Consider the following 18,395-nt stretch of genomic DNA (forward strand, 5'->3'; position numbering starts at 1 on the left):
CCCGTTTTATTACATAACTGAAGAAAGCATTGCATTCCGGGAGCGTCCATATATGTTACCTCGCGCCCGACCCGGTAGCCGTAAGGGATAAGCCGAGGGCACCGCGCAGCGGCGATTTTGTTCGCCAGAGCCCGGGGGTGCAGGGGGCGGCGGCGACTGGTCGCCCCCTGCGCGCTCCTTGCGCTAGTGATTATATGAAGCAATGCACATGACAGGAGCGCAACAGGATGAGAGACTGAAATATTCTCGTTATTTTCGGATCTGATGACGTTAATTAATTTTAAAATATCATCTTAAATACGCCAGTCACCACCAGTAGTCCAATCAGGAAAATAATCAATACAGCCCAGAGTATAATTTTCATTGGCGTTCCTTTATTTGTGAGTGTCGAATAAGTATAGGAAAAAAAGAAGCCCTTTGCCGTTACTCATAAGTGATTAAGATAAATTGGAGAATATCATTCACTTACTGTATATTTTTCTGAATATGTCGTTTTATTGCCACTGATGTATTGCCACGCGAAACTAAAAAATATATTGCATCACACGGTAATCTCCGCGCACCTTTTCTTACCTGACTATTCCTCCATGAATCGTGATTCCTTTTACCCAGCCATCGCCTGTTTTCCTCTGTTACTGATGCTGGCCGGGTGTGCGCCTATGCATGAAACCCGCCAGGCGTTAAGCCAGCAAACACCCGCTGCGCAAGTTGACACCGCATTACCCACGGCGCTGAAAAATGGTTGGCCAGACAGCCAATGGTGGCTGGAGTATCACGATAATCAACTTACTTCATTAATTAACAATGCACTGCAGAACGCACCGGATATGCAGGTGGCTGAACAACGCATTCAGCTGGCTGAAGCCCAGGCGAAGGCAGTTGCCACTCAGGATGGCCCTCAGATCGATTTTTCTGCGGATATGGAGCGGCAAAAAATGTCGGCAGAAGGGCTAATGGGGCCGTTTGCTCTGAACGATCCTGCCGCAGGTACGACCGGTCCGTGGTACACCAATGGTACTTTTGGCTTAACGGCGGGCTGGCATCTTGATATTTGGGGAAAGAATCGGGCGGAGGTTACTGCTCGCCTCGGTACGGTTAAAGCACGGGCGGCGGAACGCGAGCAAACCCGCCAATTGCTGGCTGGCAGCGTAGCCCGCCTGTACTGGGAGTGGCAAACCCAGGCAGCGTTAAACACTGTTTTGCAGCAAATCGAAAAAGAGCAGAACACCATTATCGCGACCGATCGCCAGCTATATCAGAACGGGATTACTTCTTCAGTTGAAGGTGTGGAAACCGATATTAATGCCAGCAAGACCCGGCAGCAGCTCAACGATGTCGTGGGAAAAATGAAAATTATTGAGGCACGGTTAAGCGCACTTACAAATCACCAGACAAAGGCATTGAAGCTTAAACCGGTTGAGTTGCCGAAAGTGGCAAGTCAGCTTCCTGATGAACTGGGGTATTCATTGCTGGCACGGCGGGCAGATTTGCAGGCAGCGCATTGGTACGTTGAGTCATCGTTAAGCACCATTGATGCGGCAAAAGCGGCATTTTATCCTGACATCAACCTGATGGCCTTCCTGCAACAGGATGCGTTGCACTTAAGCGATTTGTTCCGTCATTCCGCGCAGCAAATGGGCGTTACGGCAGGCCTGACGCTACCCATTTTCGATAGTGGTCGTCTTAACGCCAACCTCGATATTGCAAAAGCCGAAAGCAACTTGTCTATCGCCAGCTACAACAAAGCGGTGGTTGAAGCGGTGAATGACGTGGCGCGGGCAGCCAGTCAGGTTCAGACGCTGGCGGAGAAAAACCAGCATCAGGCGCAAATTGAGCGCGATGCCTTGCGTGTGGTAGGTCTTGCGCAGGCCCGCTTTAACGCGGGTATCATTGCTGGTTCCCGCGTCAGCGAAGCCAGGATCCCGGCGCTGCGTGAGCGGGCCAATGGCCTGTTATTGCAAGGGCAGTGGCTGGATGCCTCCATTCAACTCACTGGTGCGTTGGGCGGGGGTTACAAACGCTGATGATATACGCCTTCTATACTTAACGTTTATACAGCGTTAAGTGGAGAACTCGATGGCACAGGTCGCGATTATTACCGCTTCCGATTCGGGGATCGGCAAAGAGTGCGCGTTATTACTGGCGCAGCAGGGTTTTGATATTGGTATTACCTGGCACTCAGATGAAGAAGGGGCAAAAGATACCGCGCGTGAGGTGGTTAGCCACGGCGTACGTGCGGAGATGGTGCAGTTGGATCTCGGTAAACTGCCAGAGGGGGCAATGGCGCTGGAGAAACTTATTCAACGGCTGGGGCGCATCGATGTGCTCGTGAATAATGCGGGCACAATGACCAAAGCGCCGTTTCTTGATATGGCTTTCGATGAGTGGCGCAAGATTTTTACCGTTGATGTCGATGGTGCATTTTTATGCTCGCAAATTGCGGCCCGTCAGATGGTGAAACAAGGGCAGGGCGGTCGCATCATCAACATTACGTCGGTACATGAACATACGCCGCTGCCGGATGCCAGCGCCTATACAGCAGCTAAACATGCACTCGGTGGGCTAACCAAAGCGATGGCGCTTGAGCTGGTCAGGCATCAGATTTTGGTGAATGCAGTCGCGCCTGGGGCTATCGCCACACCAATGAATGGTATGGATGACGGCGACGTGAAGCCCGACGCGGAGCCTTCGATTCCCCTGCGGCGTTTCGGCGCAACGCATGAGATTGCCAGCCTGGTGGCGTGGTTATGCTCTGAAGGCGCAAATTACACCACCGGGCAGTCGTTAATTGTCGATGGTGGCTTTATGCTGGTGAATCCGCAGTTCAACCCAGAATAGCACAGTGAGGTGCGTGGTTGTTTCAATGGGTAATATTTGGTAGGCATGATAAGACGCGTAAGCGTCGCATCAGGCATGGTGCGACGGATGTCGGATGCGGCGCAAACGCCTTATTCTAGGCAATGGTTTTACGCCTGATCATCCGGCTTTTTCTTCCCGCGCCGTTTCAGCCACCAGCGCACGCCAACCACCAGAACCACGACCAGAATCAACCAGACCCAGTGCTTCAAATGCTGGTCGAGATTGTGCAACCACGGCGCAATCACCTGACCACCAGCATAACCGATAGTGGTAAAAATCAACGCCCAGGCAAATGCGCCGAGAATATTCAGCGGCAGAAAGATTTTCGGCGGCAGCTGGCTGGCACCAATCAGCGTCGGGCCAATGACCCGAAAGCCATACATAAAACGCGTACCAATGACAAACAGATACGGATGGCGCTGGATAAGTTTCTGCGCCCGCTCAATTTTATCCTGATGCTTAGAGAAACGGCGTAACAGCTTGCCACCAAACCGCCGCCCGCACAGATAAAGCACCTGGTCGCCAATCATGCCGCCAAGCGCTACAGAAAGTACCACCAGCGGGAACTTTAATAACCCCTGATGTGCCGCAACGCCTCCCAGCAACGTCACGGTTTCACCTTCCGCCAGGCTACCGAGCACCAGCGCGGCATAACCATATTGTGAGATGAGTGTATTGAGATCCATAGGCCCGTCTGTCTCCCTTTGGTTGCTTGTAAGCATACACCCTGTGAATCATTAACGCTGAAAAAGGACGCTCATCAGACGGTGCAAATTCTATGAATGCACAAAAAATAATCACAAGCTGACTTATACTTGAACTGTCAGGTTCATGAACTCACAACAAGGGGGCGGTATGAGCCATGTCTGGGGACTGTTTTCCCATCCCGATCGTGAAATGCAGGTGATTAATCGCGAAAACGAAACGATTTCTCATCACTACACCCACCACGTTTTGCTGATGGCGGCAATTCCGGTGATTTGCGCCTTCATTGGCACCACGCAAATTGGCTGGAATTTTGGCGATGGCACTATCCTGAAGTTATCCTGGTTCACCGGACTGGCGCTGGCCGTCTTGTTTTATGGCGTTATGCTGGCTGGGGTCGCGGTGATGGGGCGGGTCATTTGGTGGATGGCACGCAATTACCCGCAGCGTCCGTCGCTTGCGCACTGTATGGTCTTCGCGGGCTACGTTGCGACGCCGCTGTTTTTAAGCGGTCTGGTGGCGCTTTACCCGCTGGTCTGGTTGTGTGCGCTGGTCGGCACGGTGGCGCTGTTTTACACCGGCTACCTGCTTTACCTCGGTATTCCAAGCTTCCTGAATATCAACAAAGAGGAAGGCCTTAGCTTCTCCAGTTCGACGCTGGCGATTGGCGTGCTGGTACTGGAAGTGCTGCTCGCCCTTACCGTTATACTATGGGGCTACGGTTATCGTTTGTTCTAGAAAGTTCTTTTGTGTTGCATTGCTGGCGTAAATGTCAGCAATGCAGCATTTCCTCACGATTCTTCTTTGACGATCGCACTTTTTGCTCGTTATGATGGCGTCGCTAGCCTTAGTAAATCCTTACTCCGGCGGTGCGCAACCCGTGCGCGTGAACCACTATCTGAATGCTCATCATGCCGAAATTTCGAGTTTCTATATTTAGCCTGGCCCTGATGCTGGCTGTGCCTTTTGCACCGCAGGCCGTTGCGAAAACGGCAGCCGCTACCACCGCTTCACAGCCGGAAATTGCCTCCGGTAGCGCGATGATTGTTGATCTGAATACCAACAAAGTGATCTATTCGAACCACCCGGATTTGGTGCGTCCGATTGCGTCTATCAGTAAATTAATGACCGCGATGGTTGTGCTGGATGCACGATTGCCGCTGGATGAAAAACTAAAAGTGGATATCAGCCAGACGCCGGAGATGAAAGGGGTCTATTCGCGCGTACGACTGAACAGCGAAATCAGCCGTAAAGAGATGCTGTTGCTGGCGCTGATGTCTTCAGAAAACCGCGCGGCGGCAAGCCTTGCGCACCATTATCCCGGTGGTTACAAAGCATTTATTAAGGCGATGAATGCGAAAGCGAAATCGCTCGGAATGAACAACACGCGCTTTGTTGAACCGACCGGATTGTCGGTGCATAACGTTTCAACCGCTCGTGATTTAACCAAACTGCTCATTGCCAGCAAACAATATCCGTTGATCGGGCAGTTAAGTACTACCCGGGAAGATATGGCAACCTTCTCTAACCCGACGTATACGCTGCCGTTCCGCAATACTAATCATCTGGTGTATCGCGATAACTGGAATATTCAGTTAACCAAAACCGGCTTTACCAATGCGGCGGGCCATTGTCTGGTGATGCGCACGGTTATCAATAATAAACCGGTAGCGTTGGTGGTAATGGACGCGTTTGGCAAATATACCCATTTTGCCGATGCCAGCCGCCTGCGTACCTGGATTGAAACCGGTAAAGTGATGCCTGTTCCGGCAGCAGCGTTGAGCTATAAAAAACAAAAAGCCGCCCAGATGGCGGCGGCGGGGCAGACGGCGCAGAACGATTAAGGGTAGGCAGGATAAGGCGTTTACGCCGCATCCGGCATTCGGAGCACAATGCCTGATGCGATGCTTGCGCATCTTATCAGGCCTACAAACGTGACGCGTCCGTAGGCAGGATAAGGCGTTCACGCCGCATCCGGCATTCGGAGCACGATGCCTGATGCGATGCTTACGCATCTTATCAGGCCTACGTCTGCATCAGGCATCCAGCCGTATTTACTCCACTTCCTGCCAGTTTTTCCGCTTACTGGTTTTACCGATCCCCGGATTCATGCTGTTGGTCGGATCGTTCTCGCGATAAAACTTCTGCAACGTCTCCGGTGCTTTATACAAATGACCGACGTTATGCTCGGCAGGGTATTGCGCGCCGCGCTGCTGTAGCAGTTCCAGCATCTGTTCTTTCAACGCATGCACATCCACGCCTTTTTTAACGATGTAATCCTGATGGAAGACATAGCACATAAAATGGCCGTAATAGAGCTTGTGCACCAGCTGGCAGTCGATCTCCGGCGGTAAATGCTCATACCACTCGGTGTCGTTACGCCGCAGAGCGATATCCAGCGCCAGAATGTCTTCGACTTCATCGGAATGCACGGCCTGATAACGAATTGCTGCGCCCGCAGCGGCGAAACGGTGTAAAAACGCTTTGCTGCCTTCCTCCGGCGTACAGACAAAGAAATCGCCCTCGGCCTGTTTGAAATAATCCACCAGCCACGATTTTGCTTCACCGACGCCATCGCCCGCCATTTTTAACAGCAGATGATGCTCGTATTTATCGCGCCAGCTTTTCATACGCGGTGGTAAATGGCTGGGGAACAGGTGACCGAATTTTTGCATCGCACGGTCGGTAAAATGCGGACGGAAGAATTTCACTTTCTCCAGCATCGCATCGGTGCGTCCCTTGAGATTAAAGAAGAACGGCATCTTGTCGGTGCCTAACTTATCAATCATCAGGAAGGTGTCTTTGCCGTATTTTTCCGCAATATCGTAGATATCCCGGTGCATATATTCCCCGGCAACTGGCAGATTTTCGAAATTAGCCAGAATATGACGGCGGATTTCGGTCAGTACTTCCGGCTGGTTGGTGCCGATATAAAACACCTGCTGATTTTTTTCTGCTTCGAAGGTATCAAGACGTACCGCAAAGACGGCCAGTTTACCGGCGCAACCGGAGGATTCAAACAGGCGATCCGGGTCGGCGTTATAACGTGCGGGTGTGTCGGCTTCAATATCACGAACGCGGTGGACATAGTCATAATCGTGGGCGTGACGACCATCGTGGCGCACATCGTCATCTTTGATGCGATCGTCATCCAGCTTGCTAAGGATCTGCTCCGGCGTTTCGCCGAGATCAATCCCCAGATGGTTCACCAGCGTCAGTTTGCCGTCTTCATTTATACGCGCGAATAACGACATTTCGGTATACGCCGGGCCACGCTGCACCAGCGAGCCGCCGGAGTTGTTACAAATACCGCCGATGACCGATGCGCCTATACACGATGAGCCAATCACCGAGTGCGGTTCGCGTCCCAGCGGTTTGAGGGCTTTTTCCAGCGAATAAAGCGTGGTGCCCGGATAGGCCAGCACCTGTTCGCCCTTGCCAAGAACGTGCAGCTTGTCGAGACGCAGGGTGCTGATGATCACGATATCGCGATCATAGTCGTTACCGTTTGGCGTCGAGCCTTCGGTCAGACCTGTATTGGCAGCCTGCATCAGAATAATTTTGTCGGCGGTGACGCAGGCTTTCAGCACCCGCCACAATTCCAGTAGTGAGCCAGGGAAAACGACAGCCAGCGCGTCGCCTTGACCAGAACGGAAGCCCTTGCGATAGCGGGCCGTTTTTGCGGGATCGGTGAGCAGGTGTGAATGACCGACCAGACGGGCAAGTTCATTCAAAAAGGCTTTATTATCAGTTGTTGTCATGGAAGACATTTTCCACTCCTTGTGGTGGCGAAAAAATATCACAAACTAGCATAGCGCCTTGTATGACAATTCAGCGAGTGAATATTTTGAAAATTCAGACAATAAACTGAGCATTCTTTTTCTCTCTCCATCATGCTTATGGCAAACTACGGTTTTTGCACCATTTTCGCTGCCTCGTCGGGCAACAGAGGAAGAATAATCCATATGAAATGGCTATGTTCAGTAGGTATCGCGGTGAGTCTGGCCCTGCAACCAGCACTGGCGGATGATTTATTCGGTAACCATCCATTAACGCCTGAAGCGCGTGATGCGTTCGTCACCGAACTGCTCAAGAAAATGACAGTTGATGAGAAAATTGGTCAGCTGCGCTTAATCAGCGTCGGCCCGGATAATCCGAAAGAGGCGATCCGCGAGATGATCAAAGACGGGCAGGTTGGGGCGATTTTCAACACCGTAACCCGTCAGGATATCCGCGCCATGCAGGATCAGGTGATGGAATTAAGCCGCCTGAAAATTCCTCTTTTCTTTGCTTACGACGTGCTGCACGGTCAGCGCACGGTGTTCCCGATTAGCCTCGGTCTGGCCTCGTCTTTTAACCTCGATGCGGTGAAAACGGTCGGACGTGTCTCTGCTTATGAAGCGGCAGATGATGGCCTGAACATGACCTGGGCACCGATGGTCGATGTCTCGCGCGATCCGCGCTGGGGACGTGCTTCCGAAGGTTTTGGGGAAGATACGTATCTCACTTCGATTATGGGTAAGACTATGGTGGAAGCGATGCAGGGTAAAAGCCCGGCAGATCGCTACTCGGTGATGACCAGCGTCAAACACTTTGCCGCTTACGGCGCGGTAGAAGGTGGTAAAGAGTACAACACCGTCGATATGAGTCCGCAGCGCCTGTTTAACGACTATATGCCGCCGTACAAAGCGGGGCTGGATGCAGGCAGCGGTGCGGTAATGGTGGCGCTGAACTCGCTGAATGGCACGCCAGCAACTTCCGACTCCTGGCTGCTGAAAGATGTGCTGCGCGATCAGTGGGGCTTTAAAGGCATTACCGTTTCCGATCATGGCGCAATCAAAGAGCTGATTAAACATGGCACGGCGGCAGACCCGGAAGATGCGGTGCGCGTGGCGCTGAAATCCGGCATCAACATGAGTATGAGCGACGAGTACTACTCGAAGTATCTGCCTGGTTTGATCAAATCCGGCAAAGTGACGATGGAAGAGCTGGATGACGCTGCCCGTCATGTACTGAACGTGAAATATGATATGGGGTTGTTTAACGACCCGTACAGCCATCTCGGTCCGAAAGAGTCTGACCCGGTGGATACCAATGCCGAAAGCCGCCTGCACCGCAAAGAAGCGCGTGAAGTGGCACGCGAAAGCCTGGTGTTGCTGAAAAACCGTCTCGAAACGTTACCGCTGAAAAAATCAGCCACCATTGCGGTGGTTGGGCCACTGGCGGACAGCAAACGTGACGTGATGGGCAGCTGGTCCGCAGCCGGTGTTGCCGATCAATCCGTGACCGTACTGACCGGGATTAAAAATGCCGTCGGTGAAAACGGTAAAGTGCTGTACGCCAAAGGGGCGAACGTTACCAGTGACAAAGGCATTATCGATTTCCTGAATCAGTATGAAGAGGCGGTCAAAGTCGATCCGCGTTCGCCGCAAGAGATGATTGATGAAGCGGTGCAAACCGCGAAACAATCTGATGTGGTGGTGGCTGTGGTCGGTGAAGCTCAGGGGATGGCGCACGAGGCTTCCAGCCGTACCGATATTACTATTCCGCAAAGCCAACGTGACTTGATTGCGGCGTTGAAAGCCACCGGTAAACCGCTGGTGCTGGTGCTGATGAACGGACGTCCACTGGCGCTGGTGAAAGAAGATCAGCAGGCTGATGCGATTCTGGAAACCTGGTTTGCGGGGACTGAAGGCGGTAATGCGATTGCCGATGTGTTGTTTGGCGATTACAACCCGTCGGGCAAGCTGCCGATGTCCTTCCCGCGTTCTGTCGGGCAGATCCCGGTGTACTACAGCCATCTGAATACCGGTCGGCCGTATAATGCCGACAAGCCGAACAAATACACTTCGCGTTATTTTGATGAAGCTAACGGGGCGCTGTATCCGTTCGGCTATGGTCTGAGCTATACCACCTTCACCGTCTCTGATGTGAAACTTTCTGCGCCGACCATGAAGCGTGACGGCAAAGTGACCGCCAGTGTGCAGGTGACGAACACCGGTAAGCGCGAAGGGGCGACGGTAGTGCAGATGTACTTGCAGGATGTGACGGCTTCCATGAGTCGCCCGGTGAAGCAGCTGAAAGGCTTTGAGAAAATCACCCTGAAACCGGGCGAAACTCAGACCGTCAGCTTCCCGATTGATATCGAGGCGCTGAAGTTCTGGAATCAACAGATGAAATATGACGCCGAGCCTGGCAAGTTCAATGTCTTTATCGGCACTGATTCCGCACGCGTTAAGAAAGGCGAGTTTGAGTTGCTGTAATGCTTTAGTAAGGGCGCGACGTCTGCGCCCTTTGCCTGATGCGTTGCGCTTATCAGGCCTTCAGGGGTTTTTAACCTCTTGAATTTTCGCTGTTTGTAGGCCGGATAAGGCGTTTACGCCGCATCCGGCAAGAAACGCCGGGCAAAATATGCCCTTTAAGTATTTATCTGATTCTGCAACTGAATCCTTCCGCTCAGGCTAACCCCGCCATTATCAACTATGCTTTTCTCTTAATTCGCTGAAAACAACAGTAAAAGAATGAGGAAAGCATCATGCCACTCTCAAAGCTCTGGGCAGGTTCACTGGTTTTGTTGGCAGCCGTGAGCCTGCCGCTACAGGCGGCTTCCCCCGTTAAAGTCGGTTCAAAAATCGATACCGAAGGCGCGCTACTCGGCAACATCATCTTGCAGGTGCTGGAAAGCCACGGCGTACCGACGGTCAATAAAGTCCAGTTGGGAACTACGCCGGTGGTACGCGGGGCAATTACTTCCGGTGAACTGGATATCTATCCGGAATATACCGGCAATGGCGCTTTCTTCTTTAAAGATGAAAACGATGCAGCGTGGAAAAATGCCGGGCAGGGCTACGAGAAAGTCAAAAAACTTGATGCAGAGCAAAACAAGTTAATCTGGCTGACGCCCGCGCCTGCAAATAACACCTGGACCATCGCCGTGCGTCAGGATGTTGCAGAGAAAAACAAACTCACTTCGCTTGCCGACCTGAGTCGTTATCTGAAAGACGGTGGCACCTTCAAACTGGCGGCCTCAGCAGAGTTTATCGAACGCGCCGATGCCTTACCCGCGTTTGAAAAAGCCTATGGCTTTAAGCTCGGTCAGGATCAGTTGCTGTCACTGGCCGGTGGCGACACTGCGGTGACAATCAAAGCTGCTGCCCAGCAAACCTCTGACGTTAATGCCGCTATGGCTTACGGTACCGACGGCCCCGTAGCGGCGCTGGGGCTGCAAACCTTAAGCGATCCGCAAGGCGTGCAACCTATCTACGCGCCTGCACCAGTGGTGCGTGAATCGGTGTTGAAGGAGTATCCGCAAATGGCACAGTGGCTACAGCCAGTCTTCGCCAGCCTCGATGCAAAAACATTGCAGCAACTGAATGCTAGCATTGCTGTGGAAGGACTGGATGCCAAAAAAGTGGCTGCCGACTACCTGAAACAAAAAGCGTGGACGAAGTAATTTCCCGTGACTTATTTCCGTATTAATCCTGTTCTGGCGCTGCTGCTGTTGCTGACGGCAATCGCAGCGGCGCTTCCGTTTATCAGTTACGCGCCTAATCGTTTAGTCTCGGGTGAGGGGCGTCATCTCTGGCAGCTGTGGCCGCAAACGATCTGGATGCTGGTGGGCGTTGGTTGCGCCTGGCTGACCGCCTGTTTTATTCCCGGTAAAAAAGGCAGCATTTTTGCACTCATTCTGGCGCAATTCGTCTTCATATTGCTGGTGTGGGGCGCGGGAAAGGCGGCGACACAACTGGCGCAAAATGGCAGTGCGCTGGCGCGTACCAGCCTCGGCAGTGGTTTCTGGCTGGCTGCGGCGCTGGCACTGCTGGCCTGTAGCGATGCCATCCGCCGAATCTCCACGCATCCGCTGTGGCGCTGGTTGTTGCATATGCAGATTGCCATTATTCCGCTGTGGTTGCTGTATTCCGGCGCGCTTAACGATCTCTCGCTAATGAAAGAATACGCCAACCGTCAGGATGTGTTTAATGACGCGCTGGCGCAACATCTGACGTTGCTGTTTGGTGCGGTGCTGCCTGCGTTAGTGATTGGTGTGCCGCTGGGCGTCTGGTGCTACTTTTCCACTGCGCGGCAGGGGGCGATTTTTTCTCTGCTGAATGTCATTCAGACCGTGCCTTCGGTGGCGCTCTTTGGCCTGTTGATTGCGCCGCTTGCCGCGCTGGTTACGGCCTTTCCGTGGCTGGGTAAGCTCGGTATAGCAGGAACCGGAATGACACCCGCACTGATTGCGCTGGTGCTCTATGCCTTGCTGCCGCTGGTGCGCGGTGTGGTAGTCGGCTTGAACCAGATCCCGCGCGATGTGCAGGAGAGCGCCAGAGCGATGGGCTTGAACGGAGCACAGCGATTCCTGCATGTGCAGCTACCGCTGGCGTTACCGGTATTTCTGCGCAGCCTGCGGGTGGTGATGGTGCAAACCGTTGGCATGGCGGTGATTGCGGCGTTAATCGGCGCAGGCGGTTTTGGTGCGCTGGTTTTCCAGGGGCTGCTAAGCAGTGCCATTGATTTAGTGTTGCTGGGGGTGATCCCGGTAATTGTTCTGGCGGTGCTGATCGACGCGCTGTTCGATTTGCTTATCGCACTGCTGAAGGTGAAACGTAATGATTGAATTTAGCCATGTCAGCAAACTGTTCGGCACACAAAAAGCCGTTAACGATCTCAATCTCAATTTTCAGGAGGGGAGTTTTTCGGTGCTGATTGGTACATCAGGCTCCGGTAAATCCACCACATTGAAAATGATCAACCGTCTGGTAGAGCATGACAGCGGAGTGATCCGCTTTGCCGGAGAAGAAATTCGCTCGCTGCCAGTGCTGGAGTTACGCCGCCGGATGGGCTATGCCATTCAATCTATTGGCCTGTTTCCCCACTGGAGCGTGGCGCAAAACATTGCTACTGTGCCGCAATTACAAAAATGGTCGCGGGCGCGGATCGACGACCGTATCGACGAATTAATGGCGCTACTGGGGCTGGAGCCGAATTTGCGTGAGCGTTATCCGCATCAGCTTTCCGGCGGTCAGCAGCAACGTGTGGGAGTGGCCCGCGCACTGGCTGCCGATCCGCAAGTCTTACTGATGGATGAACCCTTTGGCGCACTGGACCCGGTAACGCGCGGCGCGTTGCAACAAGAGATGACGCGTATTCACCGTTTGTTAGGGCGCACCATTGTGCTGGTCACTCATGATATTGATGAGGCGTTACGGTTGGCAGAACATCTGGTATTGATGGATCACGGTGAAGTGGTGCAGCAGGGCAATCCTCTGGCGATGCTGACTCGTCCGGCGAATGATTTCGTCCGTCAGTTTTTTGGGCATAGTGAACTGGGGGTCCGCCTGCTTTCGTTACGTAGCGTGGCGGATTACGTGCGTCGCGAAGAACGGGCAGAAGGTGAGGCACTGGCAGAAGAGATGACGCTACGCGATGCGCTCTCCCTGTTTGTCGCGCGGGGTTGTGAAGTGCTGCCGGTGGTGAACACGCAGGGCGAGCCTTGCGGCACGCTGCATTTTCAGGATCTGCTGGTGGAGGCGTAAGCGTATGAAGATGTTGCGCGATCCGCTGTTCTGGCTCATTGCTTTGTTTGTGGCACTGATTTTCTGGCTGCCTTACAGCCAGCCGCTGTTTTCTGCCTTGTTCCCACAACTGCCACGCCCCGTTTATCAGCAAGAAAGTTTTGCTACTCTGGCACTGGCTCATTTCTGGCTGGTGGGAATTTCGAGTTTGTTTGCGGTAATCATTGGCACAGGTGCCGGAATTATTGTTACTCGCCCGTGGGGCGCGGAATTTCGCCCACTGGTGGAAACTATTGCCGCCGTTGGGCAGACTTTTCCGCCCGTTGCGGTGCTGGCGATTGCCGTTCCGGTGATTGGGTTTGGTCTGCAACCCGCGATTATCGCCTTGATCCTGTACGGTGTGCTGCCCGTCCTGCAGGCGACACTTGCCGGGCTGGGAGCGATTGATGCCAGCGTGACAGAAGTTGCGAAAGGTATGGGAATGAGCCGTGGTCAGCAACTGCGTAAGGTCGAGCTACCGCTGGCGGCTCCGGTGATTCTGGCGGGCGTGCGAACTTCGGTGATTATCAACATTGGTACGGCGACGATCGCCTCAACGGTAGGGGCCAGCACGCTGGGTACGCCCATCATCATCGGGCTTAGCGGATTTAATACCGCGTATGTGATCCAGGGGGCGTTACTGGTGGCACTGGCGGCGATCATCGCAGACCGCCTGTTTGAAAGGCTGGTGCAGGCGCTTAGCCAGCACGCAAAATAAAGGTATAACCTGCGAGCATGACGCCACCAATTCCTTCTAACGCCATAAAAAGGAACAGGGCGATGACCCCAATTTTAGCTATGCGCATAATGCACTCCTTATGTTAACGAAAGGATTGTACAGTAAAGCGCATTTGTTAACGAATCATTAAATGCCGAGTGGGAAAATATCATGGCCTTGTTCCTGCCAACTGGTAAGTTGCTGCTGTTGGGCAGAGGTTCGATTTTCACCGCACCACACCAGCAATGTACGGCCTTCGAACAGTTCAGGGCGTAGTTGATTGAGCGAGTGGGCGAGGACATCAATGCGCCATCCTTGTTGACTGGCAATCCAGCCCTCTAGCCACAGACGGGTGGTATCCTGAATATTCCAGCCAACCACCAGCGCATCTTTACCCTGTTTTTTACGTGCCGAAGCCAGACAAATGGCGATGTAGTTGATCAGTACGCCGTCGAGGATCGCCAGCAGCGCCTGGAGAGTCGGTTGTTGGCACTGAAGCCGTCGGCGCAGAGGAATAAACAGGTGCGTGGTGAGTGTCTGGGCGGGGTAATCCTGACCGCGCTCTTTGATCCACGTTCGCAGGCTATGCAGATTGCCGCTTTGCAGGTAAGTCAGTAATGTTTCTTGCTGATCGCGCCAGCCGTTCTGCACATCAACATTTTCATTACTGAGCAGCATTTTAACTTTGCTGACCTGCACGCCGTTGTCGATCCAGCGTTTGATCTCGCGGATCCGGTCAATATCGGCATCATTGAACAGCCGATGACCGCCGTCTGTCCGTTGCGGTTTCAGCAATCCGTAACGCCTCTGCCACGCGCGTAACGTGACAGGGTTAATATCACAAAGCAACGCCACTTCACCAATTGTGTAAAGCGCCATCGTCTCACCCTTGCTCGCGAGGTCCCAGTTTAACTTTAGACGCAGTTTTGCGAACCAGGTAGTTTTGCCCGTTTTTTGTTCATCTATAGGGTGATTTTATTTTTGCCAGGCGATTTTGAGTGATCGTACTCACGAATTCTCATTTTTCTGCAAGAGTTCAAAGAAACTTAAACGCAGGCAATGTATGTTACGCGTTTTAAAGGGAAGTGTGGTTTGCGGGTATGTACGATTTTAATCTGGTGTTGCTGCTGCTTCAGCAGATGTGCGTTTTTTTAGTCATTGCGTGGTTAATGAGTAAAACGCCATTATTCATACCGTTAATGCAGGTCACGGTTCGTCTGCCGCATAAATTTCTCTGCTACATCGTCTTTTCCATCTTCTGCATCATGGGCACCTGGTTTGGGCTGCACATTGACGATTCTATTGCCAATACCCGTGCGATTGGTGCGGTAATGGGCGGCTTACTCGGCGGTCCGGTCGTCGGTGGGCTGGTTGGTCTGACCGGCGGGTTACATCGATATTCGATGGGGGGCATGACCGCGCTAAGTTGCATGATCTCGACCATCGTTGAAGGATTGCTCGGCGGCCTGGTACACAGCATCCTGATCCGTCGCGGGCGCACTGATAAAGTCTTTAACCCCATTACCGCCGGTGCCGTCACGTTCGTCGCTGAAATGGTGCAAATGTTGATCATCCTGGCGATCGCCCGACCTTATGAAGATGCGGTGCGTCTGGTGAGTAATATTGCTGCGCCAATGATGGTCACCAATACCGTCGGCGCGGCGCTGTTTATGCGTATATTGCTCGATAAACGCGCGATGTTTGAAAAATACACTTCGGCTTTTTCTGCTACTGCGCTGAAAGTGGCTGCCTCGACGGAAGGCATTTTGCGCCAGGGGTTTAACGAAGTGAACAGCATGAAAGTGGCACAGGTGCTGTATCAGGAGCTGGATATTGGTGCAGTCGCGATTACCGATCGAGAGAAATTGCTGGCCTTTACCGGAATTGGTGACGACCACCATTTACCCGGCAAACCGATTTCTTCGACTTATACCTTAAAAGCGATTGAAACCGGTGAAGTGGTCTACGCCGATGGCAACGAAGTGCCTTACCGTTGCTCGTTGCATCCGCAATGCAAACTGGGTTCGACGCTGGTAATTCCGTTGCGTGGTGAAAATCAGCGGGTGATGGGTACCATCAAATTGTATGAAGCCAAAAACCGTTTATTCAGTTCAATCAACCGCACGCTGGGCGAGGGGATTGCGCAACTGCTTTCGGCGCAGATCCTCGCCGGGCAATATGAGCGGCAAAAAGCGATGCTCACCCAGTCAGAGATCAAACTGCTTCACGCCCAGGTGAACCCCCATTTTCTGTTCAATGCGCTTAACACCATTAAAGCGGTGATCCGACGCGACAGCGAACAGGCCAGTCAGCTGGTGCAGTATCTTTCCACTTTTTTCCGTAAAAACTTAAAGCGGCCTTCGGAGTTTGTTACTCTCGCCGACGAAATTGAACATGTGAACGCTTATCTGCAAATTGAAAAGGCGCGCTTCCAGTCGCGGTTGCAGGTCAACATTGCTATTCCGCAAGAATTATCCCAGCAGCAATTGCCCGCGTTTACCCTGCAACCGATTGTGGAAAACGCCATTAAACATGGGACATCACAACTGCTCGATACAGGGCGAGTGGAAATCAGCGCCCGACGTGAGGGGCAACATTTGATGCTGGAGATCGAAGACAATGCTGGTTTGTATCAACCGGTAACCAATGCCAGTGGGCTGGGGATGAATCTGGTGGATAAGCGTTTACGTGAACGGTTTGGCGATGACTATGGGATAAGCGTCGCCTGTGAGCCTGATAGTTACACCCGAATAACGTTACGACTACCATGGAGGGACGAGGCATGATTAAAGTCTTAATTGTCGATGATGAGCCGTTAGCACGGGAGAACCTGCGCGTATTTTTGCAGGAGCAGAGTGATATTGAAATTGTCGGCGAGTGTTCAAACGCTGTAGAAGGGATCGGCGCGGTGCATAAACTGCGCCCGGATGTGCTGTTCCTCGATATCCAGATGCCGCGTATTAGCGGTCTGGAAATGGTGGGGATGCTCGACCCGGAACATCGTCCGTATATCGTTTTTCTCACCGCGTTTGACGAATACGCCATTAAAGCCTTTGAAGAACATGCATTTGATTATCTTCTGAAGCCAATTGATGAAGCGCGGCTGGAGAAAACGCTGGCGCGTTTGCGTCAGGAGCGCAGCAAGCAGGATATTTCGCTGTTACCGGAAAATCAACAGGCGCTGAAATTTATCCCATGTACGGGGCATAGTCGGATTTATTTGCTGCAAATGAGAGATGTAGCATTTGTCAGCAGTCGGATGAGCGGTGTCTACGTTACCAGCCACGAAGGGAAAGAAGGTTTCACCGAACTGACTTTGCGCACTCTGGAGAGCCGTACACCACTACTGCGCTGCCATCGTCAGTATCTGGTTAACCTCGCGCATTTACAGGAGATTCGCCTGGAAGATAACGGTCAGGCTGAGTTGATTTTGCGTAATGGTTTAACCGTCCCTGTCAGCCGCCGCTATCTGAAAAGTTTAAAAGAGGCGATTGGCCTGTAAAAGACTGCTAAAATGGCTTTTTGCCTCATCAACACCTGAAGGCCTCATGCTTAGTAATGATATTCTGCGCAGCGTGCGCTACATTTTGAAAGCCAATAATAACGACCTGGTGCGCATTCTGGCGCTGGGTAATGTCGAAGCCACTGCGGAACAGATCGCCGTCTGGCTACGCAAAGAAGACGAAGAAGGGTTTCAGCGTTGTCCGGACATTGTTCTGTCTTCATTCCTGAATGGCCTGATTTATGAAAAACGTGGCAAGGATGAGTCAGCGCCGGCACTGGAGCCGGAACGTCGCATTAATAACAACATCGTGCTGAAAAAATTACGTATCGCGTTTTCGCTGAAAACTGATGATATTCTGGCGATCCTTACCGAACAGCAGTTCCGCGTTTCGATGCCGGAAATTACGGCGATGATGCGTGCACCGGATCATAAAAACTTCCGCGAATGCGGCGATCAATTTTTACGTTATTTTTTGCGTGGACTGGCAGCGCGCCAGCATGTGAAGAAAAGCTAAGACGGGCATGGCGGCCATGCGAAAAACATGGCCGCTGACAGATTATTTCACTTCTTTAAAACCAGCGGCTTTCATCACCAGTTCCATTTGCGCCATAGTGATACCTTTTTTGGCATCTTCAGCAGAAACGTTGATACCTGAAATACCCTGCAGGGCTTTAAAATCAACTTTTTCCATATCGATAGTCACGTTTTCCTGAGCATAAGTATCGGTGAAGGTTAATTTTTCTTCAACGCCAGGGATGTTTTTATATTTGGCACTTAACGGCTCAAGTGTCTTGGCAGCATCTTCTTTGGTGGTTGCACCAATGGAAGCAAATTGAATTTTGGTTTCAGAAGATTGCTTAAGAACCTTGTCACCTTTGTAGACATAGGTAATAGCAATTTCAGTACCGTTCAGATTAGCGCTAAATTTCTTCGATTCTTCTTTGTCACCGCAGCCAGCAAGAGAGAAAACCAGAACAGATGCAACAACAAGGGAAAACAGCTTATTGAAAGCCTTCATGTAAAACTCCATTTTATTTAATCAAGGAACTGGTGA

18 protein-coding genes are annotated in these 18,395 nt (G+C 52.2%); 12 read left to right on the forward strand and 6 right to left on the reverse strand.

The genetic code is table 11. The features are described 5' to 3' along the window. Nucleotides 1-280: 280 nt before the first annotated feature. Nucleotides 281-364, reverse strand: coding sequence for a small membrane protein YohP (gene yohP / locus HEN33_RS26830; RefSeq protein WP_000691708.1), 84 nt, complete (start codon nt 362-364; stop codon nt 281-283). 223 nt (nt 365-587) lie between these two features. Here yohP and mdtQ point away from each other — a divergent pair, with 223 nt between their 5' ends. Beyond that, a complete protein-coding gene (gene mdtQ, locus HEN33_RS14910; RefSeq protein ID WP_176263078.1) occupies nt 588-2,024 on the forward strand; it encodes a multidrug resistance outer membrane protein MdtQ in 1,437 nt (478 codons plus the stop codon). A gap of 52 nt (nt 2,025-2,076) precedes the next feature. Beyond that, entirely contained in the window at nt 2,077-2,838 is a 762-nt protein-coding gene (locus tag HEN33_RS14915) for an SDR family oxidoreductase (protein WP_176263077.1), read from the forward strand. Between the two features lie 128 nt (nt 2,839-2,966). Here HEN33_RS14915 and HEN33_RS14920 read toward each other — a convergent pair whose 3' ends face one another. Then, nucleotides 2,967-3,545, reverse strand: a complete 579-nt coding sequence (locus HEN33_RS14920; RefSeq protein ID WP_001353099.1) for a DedA family protein — start codon at nt 3,543-3,545, stop codon at nt 2,967-2,969. Nucleotides 3,546-3,714: 169 nt separating this feature from the next. Here HEN33_RS14920 and HEN33_RS14925 point away from each other — a divergent pair, with 169 nt between their 5' ends. Together HEN33_RS14925 and pbpG are read left to right on the forward strand one after the other, a co-directional pair. Continuing rightward, entirely contained in the window at nt 3,715-4,302 is a 588-nt protein-coding gene (locus HEN33_RS14925; protein ID WP_001295454.1) for a Yip1 family protein, read from the forward strand. 173 nt (nt 4,303-4,475) lie between these two features. Further along, on the forward strand, nt 4,476-5,408 hold the full coding sequence (pbpG, locus tag HEN33_RS14930) for a D-alanyl-D-alanine endopeptidase (RefSeq protein WP_176263076.1): 933 nt from the start codon (nt 4,476-4,478) through the stop codon (nt 5,406-5,408). A gap of 210 nt (nt 5,409-5,618) precedes the next feature. Here the strand turns inward: pbpG and dld are convergent, their stop codons facing one another. Further along, a complete protein-coding gene (gene dld / locus HEN33_RS14935; protein ID WP_000097375.1) occupies nt 5,619-7,334 on the reverse strand; it encodes a D-lactate dehydrogenase in 1,716 nt (571 codons plus the stop codon). 195 nt (nt 7,335-7,529) lie between these two features. On the opposite strand from dld, the gene bglX reads away from it, so the two are divergent. From bglX to yehW, 5 genes are all read left to right on the forward strand, one after another. Further along, complete coding sequence (gene bglX / locus HEN33_RS14940) at nt 7,530-9,827, forward strand: beta-glucosidase BglX (protein ID WP_000871488.1); 2,298 nt, start codon at nt 7,530-7,532, stop codon at nt 9,825-9,827. A 272-nt stretch (nt 9,828-10,099) separates the two neighbouring features. After that, nucleotides 10,100-11,017, forward strand: a complete 918-nt coding sequence (gene osmF, locus HEN33_RS14945; RefSeq protein WP_176263075.1) for a glycine betaine ABC transporter substrate-binding protein OsmF — start codon at nt 10,100-10,102, stop codon at nt 11,015-11,017. 6 nt (nt 11,018-11,023) lie between these two features. Further along, complete coding sequence (gene yehY, locus HEN33_RS14950; protein ID WP_176263074.1) at nt 11,024-12,181, forward strand: glycine betaine ABC transporter permease YehY; 1,158 nt, start codon at nt 11,024-11,026, stop codon at nt 12,179-12,181. Then, nucleotides 12,174-13,100: a glycine betaine ABC transporter ATP binding protein YehX gene (gene yehX / locus HEN33_RS14955; protein WP_176263073.1), complete on the forward strand. Its 927-nt coding sequence runs from the start codon at nt 12,174-12,176 to the stop codon at nt 13,098-13,100. The genes yehY and yehX overlap by 8 nt, the downstream gene beginning before the upstream one ends. A 4-nt stretch (nt 13,101-13,104) precedes the next feature. Further along, nucleotides 13,105-13,836 (forward strand): glycine betaine ABC transporter permease YehW, encoded by a 732-nt coding sequence (yehW, locus tag HEN33_RS14960; RefSeq protein ID WP_176263072.1) that lies wholly within the window; start codon nt 13,105-13,107, stop codon nt 13,834-13,836. Here yehW and HEN33_RS14965 read toward each other — a convergent pair. After that, on the reverse strand, nt 13,817-13,924 hold the full coding sequence (locus tag HEN33_RS14965) for a protein YohO (RefSeq protein WP_176263071.1): 108 nt from the start codon (nt 13,922-13,924) through the stop codon (nt 13,817-13,819). The genes yehW and HEN33_RS14965 overlap by 20 nt on opposite strands. Nucleotides 13,925-13,983: 59 nt before the next feature. Further along, on the reverse strand, nt 13,984-14,715 hold the full coding sequence (gene mlrA / locus HEN33_RS14970; RefSeq protein WP_001240401.1) for an HTH-type transcriptional regulator MlrA: 732 nt from the start codon (nt 14,713-14,715) through the stop codon (nt 13,984-13,986). Between the two features lie 221 nt (nt 14,716-14,936). Between mlrA and btsS the strand changes: the two genes are divergently transcribed. Genes btsS through HEN33_RS14985 form a run of 3 tightly spaced genes read left to right on the forward strand, consistent with a single transcriptional unit; the run spans nt 14,937 to nt 17,855 of the window. Then, complete coding sequence (btsS, locus tag HEN33_RS14975) at nt 14,937-16,622, forward strand: two-component regulatory system sensor histidine kinase BtsS (RefSeq protein ID WP_001354765.1); 1,686 nt, start codon at nt 14,937-14,939, stop codon at nt 16,620-16,622. Further along, nucleotides 16,619-17,338 (forward strand): two-component system response regulator BtsR, encoded by a 720-nt coding sequence (gene btsR / locus HEN33_RS14980; RefSeq protein WP_024212151.1) that lies wholly within the window; start codon nt 16,619-16,621, stop codon nt 17,336-17,338. Before btsS ends, btsR begins: the two co-directional genes overlap by 4 nt. A gap of 46 nt (nt 17,339-17,384) precedes the next feature. Next, the gene (locus HEN33_RS14985) at nt 17,385-17,855 is read left to right on the forward strand and encodes a YehS family protein (RefSeq protein WP_001295430.1); all 471 of its coding nucleotides are present in this window, start codon (nt 17,385-17,387) and stop codon (nt 17,853-17,855) included. 42 nt (nt 17,856-17,897) lie between these two features. Here HEN33_RS14985 and HEN33_RS14990 read toward each other — a convergent pair whose 3' ends face one another. Further along, a complete protein-coding gene (locus HEN33_RS14990; protein ID WP_001353103.1) occupies nt 17,898-18,359 on the reverse strand; it encodes a YehR family lipoprotein in 462 nt (153 codons plus the stop codon). Nucleotides 18,360-18,395 lie beyond the last annotated feature (36 nt).

Source organism: Escherichia sp. 94.0001, from assembly GCF_013369155.2.
Lineage (GTDB): Bacteria > Pseudomonadota > Gammaproteobacteria > Enterobacterales > Enterobacteriaceae > Escherichia > Escherichia coli_F.

Excerpts from the sequence above, each read along its gene's own strand:
- yohP (WP_000691708.1), bottom strand. The coding sequence starts at position 364 with ATGAAAATTATACTCTGGGCTGTATTGATTATTTTCCTGATTGGACTA.
- mdtQ (WP_176263078.1), top strand. The coding sequence starts at position 588 with ATGAATCGTGATTCCTTTTACCCAGCCATCGCCTGTTTTCCTCTGTTA.
- HEN33_RS14915 (WP_176263077.1), top strand. The coding sequence starts at position 2,077 with ATGGCACAGGTCGCGATTATTACCGCTTCCGATTCGGGGATCGGCAAA.
- HEN33_RS14920 (WP_001353099.1), bottom strand. The coding sequence starts at position 3,545 with ATGGATCTCAATACACTCATCTCACAATATGGTTATGCCGCGCTGGTG.
- HEN33_RS14925 (WP_001295454.1), top strand. The coding sequence starts at position 3,715 with ATGAGCCATGTCTGGGGACTGTTTTCCCATCCCGATCGTGAAATGCAG.
- pbpG (WP_176263076.1), top strand. The coding sequence starts at position 4,476 with ATGCCGAAATTTCGAGTTTCTATATTTAGCCTGGCCCTGATGCTGGCT.
- dld (WP_000097375.1), bottom strand. The coding sequence starts at position 7,334 with ATGTCTTCCATGACAACAACTGATAATAAAGCCTTTTTGAATGAACTT.
- bglX (WP_000871488.1), top strand. The coding sequence starts at position 7,530 with ATGAAATGGCTATGTTCAGTAGGTATCGCGGTGAGTCTGGCCCTGCAA.
- osmF (WP_176263075.1), top strand. The coding sequence starts at position 10,100 with ATGCCACTCTCAAAGCTCTGGGCAGGTTCACTGGTTTTGTTGGCAGCC.
- yehX (WP_176263073.1), top strand. The coding sequence starts at position 12,174 with ATGATTGAATTTAGCCATGTCAGCAAACTGTTCGGCACACAAAAAGCC.
- yehW (WP_176263072.1), top strand. The coding sequence starts at position 13,105 with ATGAAGATGTTGCGCGATCCGCTGTTCTGGCTCATTGCTTTGTTTGTG.
- HEN33_RS14965 (WP_176263071.1), bottom strand. The coding sequence starts at position 13,924 with ATGCGCATAGCTAAAATTGGGGTCATCGCCCTGTTCCTTTTTATGGCG.
- mlrA (WP_001240401.1), bottom strand. The coding sequence starts at position 14,715 with ATGGCGCTTTACACAATTGGTGAAGTGGCGTTGCTTTGTGATATTAAC.
- btsS (WP_001354765.1), top strand. The coding sequence starts at position 14,937 with ATGTACGATTTTAATCTGGTGTTGCTGCTGCTTCAGCAGATGTGCGTT.
- btsR (WP_024212151.1), top strand. The coding sequence starts at position 16,619 with ATGATTAAAGTCTTAATTGTCGATGATGAGCCGTTAGCACGGGAGAAC.
- HEN33_RS14985 (WP_001295430.1), top strand. The coding sequence starts at position 17,385 with ATGCTTAGTAATGATATTCTGCGCAGCGTGCGCTACATTTTGAAAGCC.
- HEN33_RS14990 (WP_001353103.1), bottom strand. The coding sequence starts at position 18,359 with ATGAAGGCTTTCAATAAGCTGTTTTCCCTTGTTGTTGCATCTGTTCTG.